The 23,268-nt window shown below is 36.2% G+C and carries 14 protein-coding genes; 8 read left to right on the top strand and 6 right to left on the bottom strand.

Translation table 11 applies throughout. The features are described 5' to 3' along the window. Positions 1 to 39: 39 nt before the first annotated feature. Positions 40 to 867, top strand: coding sequence for a polyamine aminopropyltransferase (gene speE, locus EGX95_RS25680; RefSeq protein WP_000424696.1), 828 nt, complete (start codon positions 40 to 42; stop codon positions 865 to 867). A gap of 217 nt (positions 868 to 1,084) precedes the next feature. Then, on the top strand, positions 1,085 to 1,957 hold the full coding sequence (gene speB / locus EGX95_RS25675) for an agmatinase (protein WP_001209831.1): 873 nt from the start codon (positions 1,085 to 1,087) through the stop codon (positions 1,955 to 1,957). 237 nt (positions 1,958 to 2,194) lie between these two features. On the opposite strand, the gene EGX95_RS25665 is transcribed toward speB, so the two are convergent. Continuing rightward, a complete protein-coding gene (locus EGX95_RS25665; protein ID WP_000996317.1) occupies positions 2,195 to 3,232 on the bottom strand; it encodes a PTS sugar transporter subunit IIC in 1,038 nt (345 codons plus the stop codon). A 233-nt stretch (positions 3,233 to 3,465) separates the two neighbouring features. On the opposite strand from EGX95_RS25665, the gene EGX95_RS25660 reads away from it, so the two are divergent. After that, entirely contained in the window at positions 3,466 to 3,828 is a 363-nt protein-coding gene (locus EGX95_RS25660; RefSeq protein ID WP_000779935.1) for a YxeA family protein, read from the top strand. Between the two features lie 25 nt (positions 3,829 to 3,853). On the opposite strand, the gene EGX95_RS25655 is transcribed toward EGX95_RS25660, so the two are convergent. Continuing rightward, complete coding sequence (locus tag EGX95_RS25655) at positions 3,854 to 4,840, bottom strand: S66 family peptidase (RefSeq protein WP_000938066.1); 987 nt, start codon at positions 4,838 to 4,840, stop codon at positions 3,854 to 3,856. 202 nt (positions 4,841 to 5,042) lie between these two features. Here EGX95_RS25655 and EGX95_RS25650 point away from each other — a divergent pair, with 202 nt between their 5' ends. The 5 genes from EGX95_RS25650 (at position 5,043) to EGX95_RS25625 (ending at position 9,037) form a co-directional block, all read left to right on the top strand. Continuing rightward, positions 5,043 to 5,480 carry a YwiB family protein gene (locus tag EGX95_RS25650; RefSeq protein ID WP_000414867.1) on the top strand — a complete coding sequence of 146 codons (438 nt, stop codon included), beginning with the start codon at positions 5,043 to 5,045 and terminating at the stop codon, positions 5,478 to 5,480. Beyond that, the gene (gene argS / locus EGX95_RS25645; protein ID WP_001086449.1) at positions 5,480 to 7,150 is read left to right on the top strand and encodes an arginine--tRNA ligase; all 1,671 of its coding nucleotides are present in this window, start codon (positions 5,480 to 5,482) and stop codon (positions 7,148 to 7,150) included. The genes EGX95_RS25650 and argS overlap by 1 nt, the downstream gene beginning before the upstream one ends. 397 nt (positions 7,151 to 7,547) lie before the next feature. Beyond that, positions 7,548 to 8,081 carry an RNA polymerase sigma factor gene (locus EGX95_RS25635; protein WP_000391652.1) on the top strand — a complete coding sequence of 178 codons (534 nt, stop codon included), beginning with the start codon at positions 7,548 to 7,550 and terminating at the stop codon, positions 8,079 to 8,081. Beyond that, complete coding sequence (locus tag EGX95_RS25630; protein ID WP_000656676.1) at positions 8,062 to 8,376, top strand: hypothetical protein; 315 nt, start codon at positions 8,062 to 8,064, stop codon at positions 8,374 to 8,376. The genes EGX95_RS25635 and EGX95_RS25630 overlap by 20 nt, the downstream gene beginning before the upstream one ends. Further along, entirely contained in the window at positions 8,360 to 9,037 is a 678-nt protein-coding gene (locus EGX95_RS25625; RefSeq protein ID WP_000568900.1) for an ABA4-like family protein, read from the top strand. Before EGX95_RS25630 ends, EGX95_RS25625 begins: the two co-directional genes overlap by 17 nt. Positions 9,038 to 9,062: 25 nt before the next feature. Here the strand turns inward: EGX95_RS25625 and EGX95_RS25620 are convergent, their stop codons facing one another. The 4 genes from EGX95_RS25620 to map form a co-directional block, all read right to left on the bottom strand. After that, positions 9,063 to 9,437, bottom strand: coding sequence for a hypothetical protein (locus tag EGX95_RS25620; protein WP_000720475.1), 375 nt, complete (start codon positions 9,435 to 9,437; stop codon positions 9,063 to 9,065). 146 nt (positions 9,438 to 9,583) lie between these two features. Then, positions 9,584 to 10,984 carry a M28 family metallopeptidase gene (locus tag EGX95_RS25615; protein WP_000749142.1) on the bottom strand — a complete coding sequence of 467 codons (1,401 nt, stop codon included), beginning with the start codon at positions 10,982 to 10,984 and terminating at the stop codon, positions 9,584 to 9,586. Between the two features lie 490 nt (positions 10,985 to 11,474). Then, positions 11,475 to 21,653: a SpaA isopeptide-forming pilin-related protein gene (locus tag EGX95_RS25610; protein ID WP_123805772.1), complete on the bottom strand. Its 10,179-nt coding sequence runs from the start codon at positions 21,651 to 21,653 to the stop codon at positions 11,475 to 11,477. A gap of 727 nt (positions 21,654 to 22,380) precedes the next feature. Beyond that, positions 22,381 to 23,175 carry a type I methionyl aminopeptidase gene (map, locus tag EGX95_RS25605; protein WP_002096176.1) on the bottom strand — a complete coding sequence of 265 codons (795 nt, stop codon included), beginning with the start codon at positions 23,173 to 23,175 and terminating at the stop codon, positions 22,381 to 22,383. Positions 23,176 to 23,268: the final 93 nt, after the last annotated feature.

Raw genomic sequence — 23,268 nt, 5'->3', positions numbered from 1 at the left:
TCCCTATTATAAATTTGCATTGAAAGGCGTGATTGTACGATGGAACTATGGTTCACTGAAAAACAAACAAAACATTTTGGGATTACGGCGCGTATTAACCGCACATTACATACGGAGCAAACAGAATTCCAAAAACTTGATATGGTCGAAACGGAAGAGTTCGGAAACATGCTTATTTTAGATGGCATGGTTATGACAACAGAAAAAGATGAGTTCGTTTATCATGAAATGGTAGCGCACGTACCTTTATTTACACATCCAAACCCTGAAAACGTATTAGTTGTAGGTGGCGGCGATGGCGGTGTTATTCGTGAAGTGTTAAAACACCCAAGCGTAAAGAAAGCAACTCTTGTTGAAATCGATGGAAAAGTAATTGAGTACTCTAAACAGTACTTACCATCAATTGCAGGTGCATTAGATAATGAGCGTGTAGAAGTAAAAGTAGGAGACGGTTTCCTACATATCGCAGAAAGCGAAAATGAATATGACGTAATTATGGTAGATTCTACTGAGCCAGTAGGACCAGCAGTAAACCTATTTACAAAAGGCTTCTACGCTGGAATTTCAAAAGCGTTAAAAGAAGATGGTATTTTCGTTGCACAAACGGACAACCCTTGGTTTACGCCAGAACTAATTACAACTGTGTTTAAAGATGTAAAAGAGATTTTCCCAATTACTCGTTTATACACAGCGAACATTCCAACTTACCCAAGCGGTCTTTGGACGTTCACAATCGGATCTAAAAAACATGATCCATTAGAAGTAAGTGAAGAGCGTTTCCACGAAATCGAAACGAAATACTACACAAAAGAATTACACAATGCAGCATTCGCATTACCGAAATTTGTTGGCGATTTAATTAAGTAAGAGAATCGCACGGAACAAATAAAGTGTAAATAGCTCATTTAAGGTGTTTGTCCAGAAGACTTGAACATGCTAGCTATTTACACTTCTGTAAAGAAAATTGTCTTCTTTGTATGAAATAGAAGACCCGGTAAATCGAGAAAGAGGAGCAACTCGCTCCAAATTTGAGAAATAATGAAAGGTTGGGATACCTTAAGTTCCACATAAGGAGGAAAAGAATATGCGTTTTGATGAAGCTTATTCAGGTAAAGTATTTATTAAAAGTCATCCAAGTTTTGAAGAGTCGAAGGTAGTTATTTATGGGATGCCTATGGATTGGACAGTAAGTTACCGTCCGGGATCTCGTTTTGGCCCTGCACGTATTCGTGAAGTATCAATCGGTCTTGAAGAATATAGTCCGTATTTAGATCGTGAACTAGAAGAGGTAAAATATTTTGATGCGGGTGATATCCCATTACCATTCGGAAACGCACAGCGCAGCTTAGACATGATTGAAGAATATGTATCAAAACTTTTAGATGCCGATAAGTTTCCACTAGGTCTCGGCGGTGAGCACTTAGTGTCTTGGCCAATTTTTAAGGCAATGGCAAAAAAATATCCGGATTTAGCAATCATCCATATGGATGCTCATACTGATTTACGTGAATCGTATGAAGGGGAGCCTTTATCCCACTCTACACCAATTCGTAAAGTGTGTGATTTAATTGGTCCGGAAAACGTATATTCTTTCGGAATTCGTTCTGGAATGAAGGAAGAATTTGAATGGGCGAAAGAAGTAGGTATGAACTTATATAAATTTGACGTATTAGAACCGTTAAAAGAAGTATTACCGAAACTTGCAGGACGCCCAGTCTATGTCACAATCGACATTGATGTATTAGACCCAGCTCACGCTCCAGGAACAGGAACGTTAGAAGCTGGTGGTATCACATCTAAAGAATTATTAGATTCCATCGTAGCAATTGCAAATTCAAATATAAATGTAGTTGGAGCAGACTTAGTAGAAGTAGCTCCTGTCTACGACCATAGTGATCAAACACCAGTCGCAGCAAGCAAATTCGTGCGGGAAATGCTGCTCGGTTGGGTGAAATAAAAGCGGAATCCGCTGTAGCTGGATAAAATAAGAGCCCTCTATATGATTAGGGGCTTTTATTTTGTCGTTATGTGTCGGTAAGTCGATATGTCTTGTCGAATCGTCGATATAATGAAAAAATCGTTGATATATTTTGAGTTGTGATCGATATATTTGAAAAATCGTCGATATAATTTCATTTACCATTACGTAACATTAAAAAGAGCTATTCCCAAACAACGGGAATAGCTCTTTTTCTTATGCAACCTTCTCTTCCGAAGTAATGCCGCGAATGTCATCAGCAGAGCGAATTGGATATTTACGGAACACAATTGATCCGATGTATCCAACAATCGTGGTAACGATTCCACATAATATAGCAGCAATTGTTACTTTTACAACGTCATTAAATCCGAATAAAACAAGAAGTCCTGGGATTGGTGATGCTGTTCCTGGTGCATTATTAACGAGCTGGAACAGAGATGTAATAATACCAGCAAGTGCACCGCCAACGAAGTTTGTCGCATAAATTGGAATTGGATTTGCTGAAACAACATCGGCTTGTGTTAAAGGCTCGATTGCTACAGCAATTGTGTCTTTCTTTGAACAAATCTTTAGTCGTTTAAAGAAAATAAAGTTCATTGGGGCTGAGGCTGCTACGGCAAGACTACCAATTGCCATTGGTAAACCTGTTAATCCAAGCATTGCAGTGAGTGCCATAGAACTCAGTGGAGAGGTAGAAATAACTGTTATTAATCCACCAAGCATAATACCCATGATAATAGGGCTTTCTGTAGTTGCAACTGAAATCATAGAACCGATTTTACCGAGTGTTGCGTTAACGAGCGGATCCATAAGCATTGCCATTCCGCGTGAGATTGGTGCAGCGATAAATAAAATTGCTAAAAACTCTACACCAGCCGGTAATTTCTTTTCGAGAAATTTCACGACGAAGGCACAAACGTATCCAGCGAAAAATCCTGGTAAAATACCAAATCCACTAGTAGCGATACCGATTAAAACAGCATATACGGGGGAAACACCGATTGCTAATGCGACTAAAATCGCTGCTGCGACACCGCTCATACTACCGGAAGCTTCTCCTACTGATTGTAAAAAGTCATTATGAAACATTTCTCCACCTATATAACGATGAAATGCTTCAATAAGAAAACTTGCGATTGCTGCATTAGCTAAAGCACCCATTGCTTTCATGCCGTAAGGAGCACGGTAACTAAAAAGTGTAAATAGACAAAGTACAACAAGTAATAGTGCTAAACCTTGCAAGATAGCCATTTGAAAACTGTCTCCTTTGATTTTTGTAATAAAAATTCGTATCATTCAATAATAATATAAAAGTGTATGAAACGGAAAAATTTTTTCTTGGGAACTTGCTGTAAGAAAAAATCCCTTACAATAATGTAAGGAAAGTGTAAGACTTTTAGATAGAGTATAGTATGCCATTTTTCGTATAATACAAGTATAGATATATGACTAGGGAAAAAGAAGTGCAAACAGGAGGTTCATGTATGAAATTGGTAATTAAAGTTTTAACTGTATTCGCCATTATTCTAGGTGGAACAGCGTATTATTTGAACACAAAAACAGAAGGTGTACATGCTTTTGTAGACAACTTCTTTTCAAATAAAGAAATACAAGATTATTATGCGGTTATAGATAAAGGTGAGAAAAAAGACGGAGAATACTTGTATACTTTTAAAGGGTATACAGAAGACGGAAAGTTACAGGTTATTAAAAGAATGATGAACCGTGAATTGCATACGGGTGCTTTTATAAAAATTTATGCAAAAGGTATGCAAGGAAAAGGATGGGCTGAAATCCCGAAAGAATCAATTCCGCAAAAAGCGTTGGAAAAAATAGAAAAACGATAAAAGGAGCGACTCATTCGCTCCTTTTTTAGTGCGTTAAAATAGTGATAGATGTTTTTTCTTTGTTAGAAATGATTGTTGCACGTCCGCCAATTGGGAAAGTGAAAATCGGGGTTGTATGACCGAAACTTGCGTTTGCAATGATAGGGATATGTGCAAGCTCAGGCTTTGAAGCAATCATTTCTTGCACGTCTTCTATCGTACATTCTGCGCCTTTTTGCATCTTTCCTATAACGATGCCTTTTACATGTTCAAAATCTTGCTGCTGCATAAGAGAATGTAAATATCGATCAAAAGTTTTAAGAGTAGCTCTCCCAGTTAAACTATCCTCTTCAAGAAATAAAATTTTATCCTTTAAGTTTGGCATATATGGTGTACCTTGCAGTAAGTTCAATGTGCTCATATTACCACCGATAATATCTCCCGTAGCTTCTCCTTCGTGAATCGAAACGTATCCTTCATTCTTAATAAACTCTCGATTTTCCTGATCAATGTACCAAGAATCATCACTCCATGTTTCAGATGGTAGGACTTCAATCGGCTCATTAGAAGTTACGCATTTTAAAAAGTAATCTGTTGTATACTCGAGCCCTTTCTCCATTCCAAATGAAGAGAAATGGGGACCTGAATATGTAACAAGTCCTGTTTTAGTGTAAATTGCATTATTTAGTGCAGTGATATCCGAATAGCCACAGAAAAATTTCGGGTTTTCTCGAATTAAATCGTAATCGAGATGTTTTAATAAGCCATTAGAATTGTATCCTCCAAGTGTCGTCAAAATGGCTTTTACATTCGGATCTTTAAATGCTTCGTGAAGGTCTTGAACGCGTGAAGAAATAGAAGAGGAAGCAAATCTGTCTATCTCATCAGCATATGTTGAAAATGTAACGTGAAAGCCCATTTCGGTTAACCTTTTTACAGCAAGCTTCCTGTTTTCAGTTGAGACAATACTTAAACTACAAGATGGTGAAATCACTCTAATTTCATCACCTTTTTTCAATTTTGTTGGTAGCACTTCATTCACCCCTTTAAATGAAAGAATATTTAGACTTAAAAAACATTTTATCATATGAAATAAAGTGAGAGTGAATTATGTTTTGAAATGGAGTTTTCCTGATTTTTCAGCAGACAGACAGAGGTTTTTTTTGATATGATAGGAAAAGTGATTTATTATAAGTAGTATTTAATATCTATAACATTTGAAAGGTGTGCAAGACGTGGAGAAACAACTTGCAGGCTTGCCGGTACACGTTCATTTCGTAACAGAAATCCGTGAAGGGGCGAGGAAGGAAACCGTTGCTTTTGAAGCAAATGGTCAATACTATGTAAAAGGTCAAGGTACATACGTAACATTCCAAGAGCCGAACGAACAAGGCGAAGTGAAAACAATTATTAAAATCCAAGATGAACAAGTTCTCATTATGCGTTCAGGTGCTGTTTCGATGCGTCAAACGCATGTGAAAGGTGAATGGACAACTGGTACGTACACGAGTGAACTTGGTACGTTTGCATTGCAAACAAAGACTGATAACGTTCTTTTTAAATGGTCGGATGAAAAGAAAAAAGGACAACTCTTCTTAACGTACGCATTGCTTCTAAGTGAACAAGAAGCTGGCAGATATACAATTACGATTAATTTGAAGGAGGCAAAATAATGAATTCTTTAGAACAAGTAAAAGGATTAATTAAAGAAGAAATTCAAGCTGCTGTATTAAAGGCAGAATTAGCGACAGAAGAACAGATTCCAAATGTAGTATTAGAATCTCCAAAAGATAAAACAAATGGTGACTTCTCTACAAATATGGCAATGCAACTTGCACGTGTTGCGAAAAAAGCACCTCGTATGATTGCAGAAGAATTAGTTGCAAACTTCGATAAAGCAAAAGCTTCTATTGAAAAGATTGAAATCGCAGGTCCTGGTTTCATTAACTTCTACATGGATAATAGCTACTTAACAGACTTAATCCCAACGATCGTTAATGCTGGTGAAGCTTACGGTGAAACGAATACTGGTAAAGGTGAAAAAGTACAAGTTGAGTTCGTATCTGCGAATCCAACAGGTGACCTTCACTTAGGACATGCACGTGGTGCAGCAGTAGGTGACACGTTATGTAACTTATTAGCAAAAGCAGGATATGATGTATCTCGTGAGTACTACATTAATGATGCTGGTAACCAAATTCATAACTTAGCTCTTTCTGTTGAAGCTCGTTACATGCAAGCTTTAGGTTTAGAGAAAGAAATGCCAGAAGACGGATACCATGGTGCAGACATCATTGCAATTGGTAAACGTTTAGCAGAAGAGTTTGGCGATCGTTATGCGAAAGCTGATGAAAAAGAAAGCTATGAATTCTACCGTGAGTACGGTTTAAAATATGAGTTAGCAAAACTTCAAAAAGACTTAGAAAGTTTCCGTGTTAAATTTGATGTATGGTTCTCAGAAACATCATTATACAAAAACGGAAAAATCGATCAAGCTCTTGCTGTATTAAAAGAGCGTGACGAGATCTTTGAAGAAGATGGAGCAACTTGGTTCCGCTCAATGACTTACGGTGATGATAAAAACCGTGTATTAATTAAAAACGACGGTTCTTACACGTACTTAACGCCAGATATCGCGTATCACCGTGATAAATTAGAGCGTGGTTTCGATAAGTTAATCAACATTTGGGGTGCTGACCACCACGGTTACATTCCACGTATGAAAGCTGCTATTCAAGCGTTAGGTTACGATAAAGAAACACTTGAAGTAGAAATCATCCAAATGGTACAACTGTACCAAAACGGTGAAAAAATGAAGATGAGTAAACGTACAGGTAAAGCAGTTACACTTCGTGAGCTTATGGAAGAAGTAGGCGTGGACGCAATGCGTTACTTCTTCGCAATGCGTAGTGGCGATTCTCATTTAGATTTCGACATGGACTTAGCTGTATCAAAATCTAATGAAAACCCAGTATATTATGCACAATACGCTCACGCTCGCGTATGCAGTATCCTTCGTCAAGGTGAAGAATTAGGATTAGCTACAGGCGGAGACGTGAACTACAAACTTGTTACTTCTGAGAAAGAAGTAGAGTTACTGAAAAAACTTGGTGAATTCCCAGCAGTAGTTGCAGATGCAGCACAAAAACGTTTACCACACCGTATTACAAACTATGCATTTGAATTAGCAGCAACATTACATAGCTTCTACAATGCAGAAAAAGTATTAAACCAAGATAACTTAGAATTAAGTAAAGCTCGCTACGAGTTAATGAAAGCAGTACGCACGACACTTCAAAACGCATTAGCAATCGTAGGAGTATCTGCGCCAGAAAAAATGTAATTAAGAAAAGCGGAGCCGACTGTTTAGTCCCGAAGGCTAAGGTTCTTTCCCACAGAAGATGCATTTTATCTTCTCGTGGGGAAGGTTCTTAGACGGAAGGGGCTAGGAGGCAGAGCTAGACATAAAGAAAAGCGGAAGCGGCTCGTTCAGAATAGGAGGGGGATGGAGCTCCTGACAGAGAGGCGTACTTTGCCTCGGAGGAAGGCGCGAAGCCACCGAGTATTCTAAGCCGCTGGAGCTGGACAATAGAGAAAAGCGGAGCCGATTTTCCGCTTTCAGTAAAAGGCAATCACACGATGTTGTGATTGCCTTTTTGTATGGAAATAATAAAAAAATAAAATTTTATCAAACAAAAGGAGAATTTGCGTCGTCTTATATAAATGACAGGAGGTTTATGATGGAAGAAAAGGTAGAAGAATTGATTGACATATATAAGCAGCAAATATATTCCTTATGCTATAAGTTAGCGAAAACGAAAGAAGATGCGGAAGATATTTTTCAAGAGACATGGATAAAAGTTTTTTCATCGCGGCACCAACTTTCTTACGTGGAAAATTATAAAAAGTGGATTACTACGATTTGTATTCGTACGTTTTATGATTTTTATCGTAAAAAGAAAAGATGGAAAGATCGTGTATTGGATTTATTTCATAAAGAAGATGGCGGAGAAATTGAGCATGCAGATGATGTGAATATATCAGAAGAATTTATTCAAAAAGTCGAAGCAGAAATGATACGAGAAGTTATACAGTTATTAAACGGAAAATATAAAACAGTGCTCGTACTCTACTACTATGAACAATATTCTTACAAAGAAATGAGTGAAATATTAAATATACCAATTGGTACGGTGAAATACCGCCTTAATTATGCGAAGAAGCAAATGCGAGAACATTTGGAGGGGTTCGTTTATGAAGGAAGACAAATTTGATCAAAAGATAAAAAGTAGTTTAGCGAAAGAGATGATTCCTAGCGAAGAGCTAATAAATAATACGAAGCAGGGCATGCGAAATGCTCGGAAATTAGAGAAGAGATGGGTTGTTTTCATTCATGCTATTTGGATGATTGTATTAACAGTCACCCTAGAGCAGTTTGTTAGTCATTTGGAGCATAAAATATCTGTCATTATAACGATAGTTATTATGATGCACCTATACATTCCTATATATGTTGTCATACAGTCGTTTTTAAAGAAGGAGTATAAATTACATGATAGAGTTCGCTAATCCATTTGTAGTATTTGAGATAGCTGGGATTACAATGTTTTTAGCTTTTATAGCACTTTTAGTATGTGTAGCATCATGGGTGTATACAGATGCGAAAACGCGTGGAATAAGTAAGTGGTGGAGTGTTGTAGCAATTATATTGCCGTTTTTTATTGGAGTTTTGTTATATATGATACGAAGAAGTAACAAGAAAATAGAAGGAGAGCATACGATGAATGTTGTGAAAAAGCAAAAGATAACATTAGTTGTCATATTTGCAAGTGCGATGTTTGTATTACTGAGCGGTTTTGCTTTTCTTCAAACGTTAGATGATATGTGGAGAGCTGGTGATATATATTTAGAGAGTGAGCAACAAGGAGAGACAAGCTATGAGGCAAAATTCTCATCGTGGGATATTGCTGGGAAAGGTATTGAACTTGAGTATGCCAAAGACACAGAAGTAACATTTTCTTATGAGACGGATGCAAAACGTGGGAATTTATGCTTTAGCTTGTATGAAAGGAAAGGAGAAGGAGAAGGTGTAAGGGAGTTAAAAGAAATCTGTGAATCAAAAAAAGGTACTTTTAAAGCTACATTGAAAGCGAATGAAAAGTATGTATTTAGTATAAGTGGTTTAATGGTGAAAGATGGTTTTGTAAAAGTGAATTGGGAAACAAAATAAAGGCCCTTGGGAAGGGCCCTTTATTTTATCGGATTGTATACGTAACCGAAAAGCTAACAGGACTATAGTAAACATAAGGTGCATGAAATTGAACGTACATATTCCCATCTGTTTTTGCAGTGAAAATTCGGCCGTAGCCATCAGAATAACGTCCAATAAGGTTATGATTTGAGTCATAAACACTGTAAGTAGGGGTTTTGCTGTTAGGTTGAATTGTTAACTCTTGTCCCTTTTGAAGGAAAACAGGTTCTTGTTCAGAACTACTTCCAGTTTGCAAAGAATAAAATTTTGTAAAGCTTTGTTCTTGAGTAGCGGCAGCGGCCTTTGTTTCAGGAATAAACGCGGTAGCACCAGTAATTCCTGCTAAAGTTAATGCACCGGCTAAAATTATTTTTTTCATAGTAGAAAAGCCTCCTTAATTGTTGTAATCATTTTTGTTACAGTTAATATTGTATACGATAATGAGTAGGAGAAAATATGCTTTTATGCATATATATTTTTTCTCAATAAAAGACCACTGATAAAAATCGGTGGTCTTTTAAATGACTAAGCAGCTTTTTGTTCAGTTTGAGCGACAGGTTTTTGAAGTGTATTATAAACTCCTGTTCCAATAACCTCTAATGCCATTTTCATACGTTCAGGTGAAATGTTCTCAAATACGTTATCTTGAGGTGTGTGATATACCTTTTCGATATGATAGATTAATGGATTCCAACTATCGACACCCATCCAAATAAATAGAGCGGCAGGAATCCCAACTTCAGCAAATGGTACGTGATCACTAGAGCCGAATTTTCCTTGCAGTACAAGGTCATTATTTAACTGTTTACCTGCTTGCAAGGCTGCATCTGTTACAAGGTTTGGAGAACCGTTAGGCGTCATAGCATATAAATTCTTTGCTTTATCGTAATTTGTTGCGACCATGTCTGCGTTAAAGACACCTAAAATTCGATCGCGTTCTTTTTGGGATAAACTATTAACGTAATAATCAGAGCCAAGTAAGCCAGTCTCTTCAGAACCGAAAGCAATAAAACGAATTTCTTTATCAGTTTCTACATTTTGAAAAGCACGAGCTAATTCTAATACTAATCCTGTACCAGAAGCATTATCATTTGCTCCAGGTGCTCCAACGACACTATCGTAGTGTGAACTTACAACGACAGCTTTTTCATTACCTGTACTGTTTTTTGGTTTCTTTTTAGCGATGACGTTTAATGATGTTAAATTAGATTCATGTCTCGCTTTTAGGGAAAGAATTGTTGTTCCTTTTTTAGCGATTTCTTCTTTAAATGCATTTCCTTGCGCATAAGCAAGACCAAAGACAGGGATAGATTGCTTTTTCGTTAGGCGGGGATTGAAAGTTTGTCCGTAGTTTCCACGTCCACCAATTAAACTGTATAAAAGAACACCTTTTGCTCCTTTGCTAACGGCATTTTCAACTTGTTTATTATAGTCAGCTACTGTTGTTCCTCTTTCGAATAGAACAATTTTTCCGTTTACTTCATTTGGGATATCCTCTAATTTTGTCCCACCTTGAACAAAGATAAGAGGAGCCGTAACAGATTCTGTAGAAATTAGTGCGTTAGGGGCAGCACCAGCTTGCCAATTACGCTTTGTGGATAATGGTGATTCAATAAATCCAACGTATTGATCCGGCACTTGGAATGGTTGATATTCTACTTCGTAGCCCATTGATTTAAGCTGCATACCGACGTAGCGAGAAGCCCATTCTTCTGATTTTGTCCCGCCAGGTCGAGGGCCAATTGTTTCGGATAAGAAACGGATGTGTTCGATAGCGCGGCTTGCATCAATTTGTTTTGTAATAGATGAAGTCTGTGTGATTTCTGAAGTGGAATCAGCTTTGGCTTGTCCAATCGGAGCTAAGCTAACAGCGAGTGATACAGCAAGCAAAGAGCTTACTATTTTTTGTTTCAAAGATTTTTTCATTTTTTCCTCTCCTATTCTTCTATTCTCTCTGACTGACAAAAGAAGACGGATAACGACTTCATTTTACCCTTATCTTTATTATTTTTCAATATTCTGACATTGAGAAATAAAAAACGCTATATGCACATTTGCATATTTTTGACGGAGATATGTATGCTATCATTTTAAACGAAGGTTCGCTTTCTATTTGGAAAGCTCCTACATTGCATGAATCTAGTGTACCCAAACTTTAGATTATGTAGAGAAAAGAATCCACTGTAGGGTTTCTTTTCTCGTGTTTGAATCATGTGATGATAAATATGTTTCCGCATTTCATAATTATCATCAGTGATATATGTAAGGCATCCATATGAAAATACGAGGCTGTTCAAAGGTTTTCCGTACTTTTGGACAGCCTCACCCCGTTAAAAGGACGATACTCTATGTATCGTCCTTTTTTGTATAAAAAAACACCCAATCAAATGTTCACTTGATTGGGTGTGAAAAACTATTAATAATATTTTTTGCGTTTTGTAGCTAAAATACTTAACAAACCAGCTAGTAGAAGTAAGATACCTACTGTTTGAGTAGAATCTTTTTTGTGACCTGTATTTGGAAGTTCTTTACCCGTATTTCGGTCATCTTGCTGTTTGTTTATTTGTGTTTCAGGGTTACCTTTTTCTAGTTCTTCGGAAGTTTCCTTACCTGGTTTCTCTTCTTTATTCGGAGGAGTAATTGATTCATTATCTCCACCTGATGAAGATTCAATCTTTTTATTTGAAACTGTAATTTGTAGTGGTGCAGCTTGGGCTTTTTCAATTGTAAAGCTTATTGGTGATGCATCTAATTGATAGCCTTCAGGAGCTTTTGTTTCCACTAGTTGATAATTGCCAGGTTTCAAATCATTTATGATTAATTTACCATGCCCATCTGTTTTTAAGCCTTCTCGTACTACTTTTCCATCTTGATCTAAAATATTGAAAATGGCACCCTCAAGTGTTCCATTGTGATCCATATCAACTTTAGTTAATTCTATTGAACCTGTTGTTAAACTATTTAACGCTGTAACAGAAGTAACTTGAGATTGTCCTTTCGTAATTGTGAAAGGAATTGGCTTAGCGTTTAAATCGTACCCAGTAGGAGCTTTCGTTTCAATAAACTGATAGTCACCCGGACGTAAATCAGAAACAGAAATTTTTCCGTCTTTATCAGTAGTTAAATCAGCGCGAACGTCATTGCCGTTCATATCCACGATTTTAAAGATAGCTCCTTCAAGAGTAGAGCCGTCGATGTCATCGACTTTCGTTAATTCCACAGCGCCCTTCGTTAAGCTATTCTTAGCAGTAACAGAAGCAGTAGTGGTTTGACTCTTTTCAACAGTAAAGTTGATAGGAGTTTGATTTAAGTCGTAATGAGTAGGAGCTTTCGTTTCAATAAACTGATAGTCACCCGGACGTAAATCAGAAACAGAAATTTTTCCGTCTTTATCAGTAGTTAAATCAGCGCGAACGTCATTGCCGTTCATATCCACGATTTTAAATACTGCACCTTTAAGAGCAGTACCATCGACATCATCTACTTTAGAAAGTTCCACAGCGCCCTTCGTTAAGCTATTTGTAGCAGTAACAGAAGCTGTAGCGGTTTGACTCTTTTCAACAGTAAAGTTGATAGGAGTTTGATTTAAGTCATAATGATCAGGAGCCTTCGTTTCAACGAACTGATAATCTCCTGGACGTAAATCAGAAACAGAAATTTTTCCGTCTTTATCAGTAGTTAAATCAGCGCGAACGTCATTGCCGTTCATATCAACGATTTTAAAGATAGCTCCTTCAAGAGTAGAGCCGTCGATGTCATCGACTTTCGTTAATTCCACAGCGCCTTTTGTTAAGCTATTCTTAGCGGTAACAGAAGCTGTAGCAGTTTGACTCTTTTCAACAGTAAAGTTGATAGGAGTTTGATTTAAGTCGTAATGAGTAGGAGCCTTTGTTTCAATGAATTGATAGTCACCCGGACGTAAATCAGAAACAGAAATCTTGCCATCTTTATCAGTAGTTAAATCAGAACGAACGTCATTGCCGTTCATATCAACAATTTTAAAGATAGCTCCTTCAAGAGTAGAGCCGTCGATGTCATCGACTTTCGTTAATTCCACAGCGCCTTTTGTTAAGCTATTCTTAGCAGTAACGGAAGCTATTTTTTCTTGTCCTTTTTTAACTGTGAACTTAATAGGTGTTTCGTTTAAGTCATAATGGTTAGGAGCTTTTGTTTCGATAAACTCATAGTCTCCTGGCGGTAATTCATCCACAACTAAACGGCCGTTTTTATCAGTAGTTAAATCAGTACGGACGTCGTGTCCATCCTTATTAACAATTTTAAATACCGCACCCTCGAGTGTTGTGTTTTTTTCAACATCATCGACTTTAATTAACTCCACACTACCTTTCGTTAAGCTGTTAGTAGCTGTAACGAAGACATGCTTTTTTTGACTTCTTTCAATTGTGAACTTAATAGGATCTTCATTTAAGTCATAATGTTTTGGAGCTTTCGTTTCAATAAATTGATAGTCTCCAGGTTGTAAGTCTTTAGCGATGATTTTTCCGTCTTTATTGGTAACTAAATTCGTACGAATATCATTACCGTTCATATCAGTAATTTTAAATACCGCACCTTCTAGCGTTTCTTTCGTATCTAAAGAGTCAACTTTCGTTAATTCAACGCCACCCTTAGTCAAGCCGTTTTTAGCAGTAACAGAAACGTGAGTTGTTTGGCTTTTTTCGATAGTGAAAGGAATCGGTGTATTATTTAAATCATAATCTTTCGGAGCTTTCGTTTCTACGAATTGATAATCTCCTGGTCTTAAATTAGAAGCAGAAACTTTCCCGTCTTTATCAGTAGTTAAATTTGTGCGAACAATTTTCCCTTTCGCATCAATGATGTTAAATACTGCATCAGAAAGTTTTGTATCTGGATTTATATCATCCACTTTAATTAACTCTACCGCACCTTCAATTAAGCTGTTCTTAGCAGTGACTTGTAACTTCTCTGCTTGGCTTTTCTCAATTGTAAATTTAATTGGTGTAGCATCTAGTTTATAGTGCTTAGGAGCCGTTGTTTCAATAAATTGATAGTCTCCAGGATGTAAATCGGGAATAGAAACTTTACCTTTCGCATCTGTCGTAATGCCAGTGCGAACGTCATTGCCGTTCATATCAACAATTTTAAATACTGCACCTTCAAGAGCAGTACCGTCGATATCATCCATTTTAGAAAGTTCTACCGCACCTTTTGTTAAACTATTTTTAGCAGTAACAGAAATCGGTTCGGTTTGTCCTTTTTCAATAGTGAAAGGAATCGGTTCTTTATTTAAATCGTAATGTTTCGGAGCCTTTGTCTCGATGAATTGATAATCACCTGGACGTAGGTCAGGAACGCTAATTTTACCTTGTGAATTTGTAGTAAGATTCTCGCGAATTACAGTACCCTTCATATCAACAATGTTAAATACTGCGCCTTCAAGAGTAGCCCCGTCGACGTCATCCACTTTAGAAAGTTCAACGCCGCCTTTTGTTAAACTATTTTTCATAGTAACAGTAGCAATACCTTTTTGGCTTTTTTCAACTGTAACTACAATTGGTTTTTTGTCTAAATCATAATGTTTCGGAGCTGTTGTTTCGACAAATTTATACGTACCAGGACGTAAATTTTCAACAACGATTTTTCCTTCATTATTTGTTTTTAAATCTGTTTTAAGCACTTTCCCGTTTTGGTCTAGTAAATTAAATACCGCATCAGAAAGTTTCATTTGATCGTTTAGATCATCTACTTTAAGTAGTTCAATACTACCTTGTTGTAAGCTATTTTTAGCAGTTAAAGAAATAGCTTTCTTTTGTCCTTTTTCAATAGTGAAAGGGATTGGTGTTTCATCTAAAACGTAATGCTTAGGAGCTTTCGTTTCGATGAATTGATAATTACCTGGACGTAGGTCATCGATTTCGATTTTCCCTTTACTATTTGTAACAAGATCTTTATGAATGACAGTACCCTTCATATCAACAATGTTAAATACTGCACCTTCAAGTTTAGTGCCATCGATGTCATCTACTTTAGAAAGTTCAACGCCACCTTTTGTTAGAGCGTTTTTAGCCGTAATATGAAGAGTTTCAGTTTGGCTTTTCTTAATTGTAAATTCGATCGGTGTATTATTTAAATCGTAATGTTCAGGAGCTATTGTCTCAACGAATTGATACGTACCAGGACGTAGGTTTTCAACAACAATTTTTCCTTCAGCATTTGTTTTTAAGCCTTCTTCAACTACTTGTCCGTTTTCATCTAATAAATTAAATACAGCATTAGCAAGATTCGTATTAGTATCAATATCATCAATCTTTGTTAGTTCAACGCTACCTTTTTTCAAAGTGTTTTTACCTGTAACATTGATCTCTTTCGTTTGACTTCTTTCAATTGTAAATGGAATCGGTGTTTCGTCTAATACATAGTGCTCAGGAGCCTTTGTTTCAATGAACTGATAGTCTCCAGGACGTAAATCAGAAACGGAAATTTTTCCATTTTTATCTGTACCAAGGTTTGTGCGAACTTCGTTACCCTTCATATCAACAATTTTAAAGATTGCACCTTTTAGCATTGTACGATCGATGTCATCAATTTTCGTTAATGTGACTGCACCTTTCTTTAAGCTGTTAGTAGCAGTAACAGTAATGTTTTCTTTTTGACTTTTTCCGATAGTGAACGGAATAGGATCGTTGGCTAACGTATAGTCTTTGGGAGCTTTTACTTCAATAAATTGATAGTCACCTGGGCGCAAGTCAGAAGCAGAAACTTTACCCTGCTTATCGGTAGTTAACTCTTTACGAACCACCTTTTTCGTATCATGAGCATCAACAATGATAAATTCTGCACCTTCAATAGTAGCGCCATCAACGTCATCAACTTTTGTTAAAGTAACGCCACCTGTAAGTAAACTATTTGTTACAATGACAGGGACTGGAAGATCATCCTTGCTACCTTTTTTAATTGTGAACTTAATAGGTGTTTGATCTAATTTATAATGTTCAGGAGCTGATGTTTCAATAAATTGATAATCTCCTGGTGCTAAGTCAGGAATAACTATTACTCCATGATCATCTGTTTTTAAATCTTTCGCAATTTCTGTACCGTTTGCGTCTTGTAATGTGAACACTGCGCCGGCAAGAGCGATACTACTCTCCACATCATCTTCTTTAATAAGTTTAACTTTTCCTTTCGTTAAACTATTTTTAAATGTAAGTGGAAGAAGTTTTTGTTGTCCTTTTTCGATTGTAAATTCAATTGGCTCTACATTTACATCATAATAAGTTGGAGCCTTTGTTTCGATAAGTTTATAGTTACCAGGACGTAAGTCGTCTACAACTAACTTTCCTTCACTATTCGTAACAAGGTTCGTACGAGTATCTTCATTCGTATCTCTATTAACGATTTTAAATACTGCACCTTCAAGTGTTTCCTTTTCATCTGCAGCATTCACTTTTGTTAATTCAATACCGCCTTTTGTTAAGCTGTTTTTAGCAGTAACAGTAGCTGACGTTGTTTGACTTTCTGTAATTGTGAACTTGATTGGACTTGTGTTCTTATCATAATACTTCGGTGCTGTTACTTCGATAAATTTATAGTCGCCAGGGCGTAAGCCAGTAGCGATAGCTTTACCATCCGCACCCGTTTTTATATTTTCGCGAATGACTTTCTTTTCATCATTAGCATCAACAATTTTAAATACAGCACCTGCAAGAGCTGTACCATCGATATCATCAACTTTCGTTAATTCAACATCTCCTGGTTTTAAAGCATTTTCAGCTTTCACAAGTAGAGTTTCTTTCTGACTTCTATCGATTGTAAATTCAATAGGTTCTGCTCGTAAAACGTAATGTTCAGGAGCAGCTGTTTCAATAAATTTATACGTACCAGGACGTAACTTATCAGCTTTTGTTTTTCCATCAGCATTTGTAGTTAGGTCAGTACGAACATCATTGTTATTTACATCAACAATCTTAAATACGGCGCCTTTTAGAGGTTTTTTATCACCGAATTCATCAACTTTTAATAATTCAACTTCTCCTGTTTTTAAACTGTTAGTTGCCGTAACAGTAGCAAATGACTGTTGGCTTTTATCGATTGTAAACTCGATAGGATTTGTATTTAACACATAATCCTTAGGAGCTTCTGTTTCAATAAATCTATACGTACCAGGCTCTAAGTCTTTAACAGTTACTTTACCATCCGCACCAGTTGTTACATTTTTGCGAATGACTTTCTTTTCATCATTAGCATCGACAATTTTAAATACAGCACCTGCAAGAGCTGTACCATCGATATCATCAGTTTTTGTTAAAGTGACGCCACCTTTAATGAGGTGATTTGTCGCAGTAACAGTAACTGCTTTCTTTTGACTTTTTACAATTGTAAACTCAATCGGTTTTTTATCTATGTCGTAATCTTTCGGTGCCTTTTCTTCGACAAATTGATAGTCTCCAGGGCGTAAATCTTTTGCTTCGATTTGTCCTTGATCATTTGTCGTTAACTTTTCATAACCAGGAACTTTTATGTTGTTCCGGTCTCTTACACTGAACTCCGCACCAGCTAAGGTTTTTCCATCTTTATCGACTTTTGTTAAAATGGCCGCGCCTGGAATCAAGCTGTTTGTTGCAGTTCGGTTGATTACTGTTGTTTGATCTTCCGCGATTTTAACCTCAATCAGTCGATCATCTAATTTATAATGCTCAGGAGCCTTTGTTTCTTGTAAGTAGTAAGTTCCTGGTTTTAAATGATCTACAGTAATTTGTCCTTTATCATTTGTTATTAATTCTTTATGTTCAGGAATAACCTGTTTGTTTTGATCCAGTAAAGAGAAAACAGCATGTTCAAGTCTCTCTCTACTCGTAGCATCAGTTTTTGTAAGTACTACTTTCCCAACAAACTTTTTATTTGTAAAAGTATATTTTGTGATTTCTTCAGAGCCTAGCTCAACAAGTATACCTTCTCTTAATTCTTTACTAATTACATAACCTGTAGGTGCTTTCGTTTCTTTAATTAAATATTTATCACGTCGTAAGTTGTTAAACTTAGCAACACCGTCATCACCTGTTGTAATTGGTCGAATAGCGGTTGTACCTGTTTGATCATATAAAGTAAATTCTGCTCCAGCTAATCGTACTTTTTGATCTTTGTCATCAACCTTTATAATTTGAAGGCTTCCGCGTCCTTTATTAGCAGAACCACCTCCAGATCCAGAAGATACTTTAACTTCAACGAACTTAACATCTTCCACTTTCGTTAATGTTAAACGGTGACCAGTAATCGTCGCTTTATTACTTACCTTTTCATTATGGTCTGCATTAATGAGTGAGCGATATTCTAAAATATAAGCCCGTTCAATGGTATGAAGAAATTCAACTTTAAATTGTTGTTTCCCTGTATCGTTGTCTGTTATTACTTTGAGTTTATAGTCTGTTCCTTCTTTTAATTCATTTGCTGTATCTTTCGTTAAAGTTCCATCTACGGCTACTGTTGTCGGATATAGATGGAAGGACTTTTCATCAAGCATTTGATTGTCTGTCGGTTCGTCTGTTACGACAGCATTTTCAATAGTTGACTGACTTGCGTTAATAGAAACACTCCAATCAATATACTTGTCATTTTGTTTCGCTGTTTTCGTAATACCGCTACCACCGTTCGTGATTTCAAATGCACCATGGATAGTAGTAACAGTTTCTGATCCATCTTTTAAATCGGCATAATTATCGTAGCGCTTATTAATTTGTTCACCTGCGAGTGAAGTTTTAAAGCTAATGTAATACGCAGAATTAATTTCGTTTTTAAAATGAACCGTTAATGTATTGTTATTATCTTTTGTTGGATTTTCTATCGTATATTCGCTAGGAGGAACAGGATCACTTACTTCAAATCCATGTGCACCACCAGTTAATTTCATATGTCGAACTTCAATAGATTCCGGTATTAATTTTTGGTTATCTCTTAATACATCAACGATAGAAGGATCCTTAATCGGTCTATTATTATAGTTAAACCCTATGTCCCATTTAATTTCTTTCGTTTGGGCATTGTAAGAACCGTATTTAAATCCGTTTCCTTTTGTGTAGTAATCAGGATCAAATGTATCATCAGATGAACTATTGTTCTTTTTATCATTTATGTCTATCCATGATAAATTTGCTGTATTTTTGAATGATTTATTATCATTCTCTTTGGATAAATTTTCATAATTAAAGTCTGTTGTGTATGTGATAGTTAAAGTTTTATCCATATTTGACTTATAATCACCAGTTAGTTTCACTTCAAATCCCTTATCGGTTGCATGAAGTGTGTAGTCATGTCCTAATTTAAGTTCATTTGATCCGTCAGTAATCTTGAAACTATTCTCCTGTAACGTTAGGCCACCAAAGTCAAATGTATCAGTAATAACAGCGTCGTTTAACACGTAGTTATTATCATTTACAATAATGGTCCATTTTGTTGTTTTCGCATTGTAATCTGTATCGCCTGCATTTTTATTGTGTTTCTTTATGATATTTTGTTGTTTTAACGTAACTTTGTTTGTTTTGCTTGAGCCACCATCTGCGATAATTTCATTTTTGATTGCGCCATCTCTTATGACATCATTCGTAGCTTTCGATGTATAAGTAATGACATAGGCGCTATTGATATCTTCAGTAAATTGCAAATCAAATCCATCATCGTTTTCCTTTACAGTAAAGTTTGTGGCGTTGTCACCTGTAACAAGTTTTCCTGCATCATCATAAGAAGCATTTTTTACCACGATAGAATTTTTATCAACTTTATGAGATTTATCCAAAACATCTTTTAAAAGTGCATCAGCTTTTTTAATATCTCGCTGGTCCCCGTTAAAAGTAATCGTCCATTCAATCGTCTGTGTTTTTGGATTGTATCTACTATTTTTCGCTAGATGTGTACCGCGTGAAACAGTTACAGTTGCATTCGCAGATACATCTTTTTGATTTTTACTGGATACTTTTGCGTTATTTTTGAAGCTAGTAACACTTTCATCTGTAATCTTCGTTGCATATTCAATTTCATATGCTTTATTCGTTTCTTTTTTGAAAGCGATATTTAATTTATTAGAGGATGAAGTAAGTTCATATTCTTCTTTAGGAACTTCTGCACCACGAGTTGTTTTTCCATTAATATCTACTTCTAAATAGTAAACCTTGATAGAATCTTCGTTGAGACTAGCCCCATTTGGAATGTCATCTTGAAAGACGGCATTTGTAAGCTTATCTTTTGTTTTGTTCATCTCTACTTTCCAATTAATTTGATTCGTATTAATTGGTCTATCAGGTACACCTTTTTTATCTATAGATTTTTTTACTTTAGGCTTGAAATCAAGCTCAACAATAACGTCTTTTTCTTTAATAGGGAATGGGATTTGTTTTTCGGTAGCCCCTGTAATTTTTACTTCATTAAACTCCGTACGAATGTTTAAATGTCCAGCTATATTAGGATTATCTTCAACATATTCGTTAAAAGTCATCGTTACTTTGCCATCAGGCGTAACAACGAATGATCCAATCGTGTTTCCTTGTCCATCTATTAAATCTTCTGTAATGGTATTGTGGACAATAAAGTATTCTGGGAGTTGGAAAGTGTAATAATCATCTTTTTTGACGTTCAGCGACTTTAAAACTTCCCATGTAAAATCGATTTTGGTAATAGAATTTGGATTTGGACGATTATCTGTATTATTAAATGGTTTACCGTCTTTATCCGTTAATGTGACACCTGTTAAAATATTTTCTGTAATTTGCTTAGGTGATAGATCTGGACTGTCACCAGGTTGCTCTGTAGATTGTTGAGTTTCACCATTTTTTTGCTCTTCCACAGGCTTTTGAGCATCGTTGTTCTTTTGCTCTTCCGCGGGCTTTTGAGCATCGTTATTGTTTTGCTCTTCCGCAGGCTTTTGAGCATCGTTGTTCTTTTGCTCTTCCGCAGGCTTTTGAGCATCGTTGTTCTTTTGCTCTTCCGCAGGCTTTTGAGCATCATTGTTCTTTTGTTCTTCCACAGGCTTTTGAACATCGTTGCTCTTTTGCTCTTCCGCAGGCTTTGGAGCAGTATCCTTATCCGTAGTAGGTGAAGCCGGGTTATCTACTTGAACAGGAACTGAAATAGGCTTAGCTGTTGCACCTAAAGGGAAAGAGAGTTGAACAGATTTTGCACCAGATTTTAAATCTGGATTGAATACTGTATCAATACTGATTTTTCCGTTAGCACCTTTGGAATCTTTTACTTGGTCGTTAAATACTAGTTTCATTTTGTTATCGTTTGCTTTAACAAAATATTGACCAATAATTTGTTGCTCTGCCATCAGATTTCCCTGTTGGTCACTTTTTACTTTTAATGCGTTAGGTATTTGGAGCACTGCTGAGTCTGTTTGTTGATCTTTTATTGACCAAGCATATTCTAGGTGAATGGTTGATCCTACTTGTATTAAGTTTTTAGGATTTAATGCTTCGTCAATAATATGATTTGTTGCATCTTTCATTTCAACAGTGTCAAATAATGAATTCCCTGTTAAGGTTTCCGCTTTTACTTGATTGTATGGAAAACTAGCAAGTTGCGAAAATAGTACGAATACAATTAAACATATATTGAAAAGTTTTTTCATTGTGCCTCCTTTATGAATCCTTCTATTGCATAACAATGCTTTATGAAGAGATTATTTGTCATAGATCAATGTGCTTTACGTGATGCCTCCTTTACTACGTATACTCCTATAGGAAAAGTGTTCATATTCGATGTCTTGTAACGTAAAACAAATGCATATTTTAATAATATAGGGAGTGAATATACAAATTTCGACAAAAAATGTCGAATGAAATGCTGATAAGGAATGATATCAGACCTTTATAGAATGCGAGTTGTTATGTGGTTCTTTATAAAATAAGTACATACAAAAAATATGCAGTGAAATGCTTAAACTATTTTATAAGGATTTGTATTCTTGTAATGTGTAAAGAATCGTTATAAAGGTGAGTTTTACGATACATACTAACCAAAATAATGTATCCCATTGTAAAAAGTTCTTTCGTATTGAGGTAGTGATAAAATGTAGCTTGAATTTGGTCAGAATGAAGAAAATATGTACTATCTAAAAGAGTATACAATTCGTAGATCAAAGTGAAGACAGCGTTTTATAATAAATAGAACGCATTACTTTAATCGATGTTATTCAATAAAAAAAGAAGGTACTCCCTTGATTATCTTCTATAAGAGATAATCATCAATAACCTTCGTTAAAAATTATATACGTAAATGAAAAAGAGTTCAACCGTATTGCTTCTTTTCAAAATAGTATGTAAAAAGAACCGCTCCCTATTAAGAAGCGGTTCTTTTTATATTTCTGTTAAAATTATCGGTTCGCCGCGTGTTACGACAACTGTATGTTCACATTGTGCAACAAGGCTTTTATCAGGTGTAACGAATGTCCAACCATCATCGCCACGTTCGATAATATGATCAGCTTTCATAGAAATGAATGGCTCTACAGCGATAACAAGACCGTCTTTTAGAAGCGCATTATCCATTGGATCAAAATAGCTTAAAATGTGGTTTGGTGCTTCATGTAAGCTAAGACCAATACCGTGACCAGTTAAGTTTTGAATAACATTGTATCCATTTTTATGTGCAAAGTTTGAAACGGCACGACCAATTTGGTTTTGTTTTGAACCAGCTTTCACCTTTTTCATTGCTGCCCAAAAGGCATCAACAGCTGCTTGGCAAAGCTTTTCTTTTGCTTCATCTTCTCCAAGTACAAATGAAATACCTGTATCTGCATAATAACCATCAAGTGCTGCAGATACGTCGACATTTACAAGGTCGCCTTCTTTTAATACACGATCACCTGGAATACCGTGAGCAACTTCTTCGTTTACACTGATGCAAGTTACGCCAGGGAAATCATATTCTTTTTCAGGTGCAGAAATAGCACCATGCTCATCTAATACTTTTTTACCGATCAAATCAAGCTCTTTCGTTGTCATACCTGGCTTCGCTTCTTTTTTCATTTCTTCACGTGCAAGCGCAACGATGCGGCCGATTTTTCGTAAGCCTTCTAAATCTTGTTCATTACGAATAATCATGAAAACCACTGTCCTTCCTCGAATATATATCTTACCCGATTGTATCATGTTTATTTTCGTCCTGCTACTCGCTTGCAGTATGGCGGATTGATTCCTCTCATAAAGAATACATGACAATTGTCATATCGATGTTATGACGCA

Origin of the sequence: Bacillus sp. FDAARGOS_527, assembly GCF_003812125.1 — a bacterium.
GTDB lineage: Bacteria > Bacillota > Bacilli > Bacillales > Bacillaceae_G > Bacillus_A > Bacillus_A paranthracis.
This window is presented reverse-complemented; position numbering and strand designations above follow the sequence as displayed.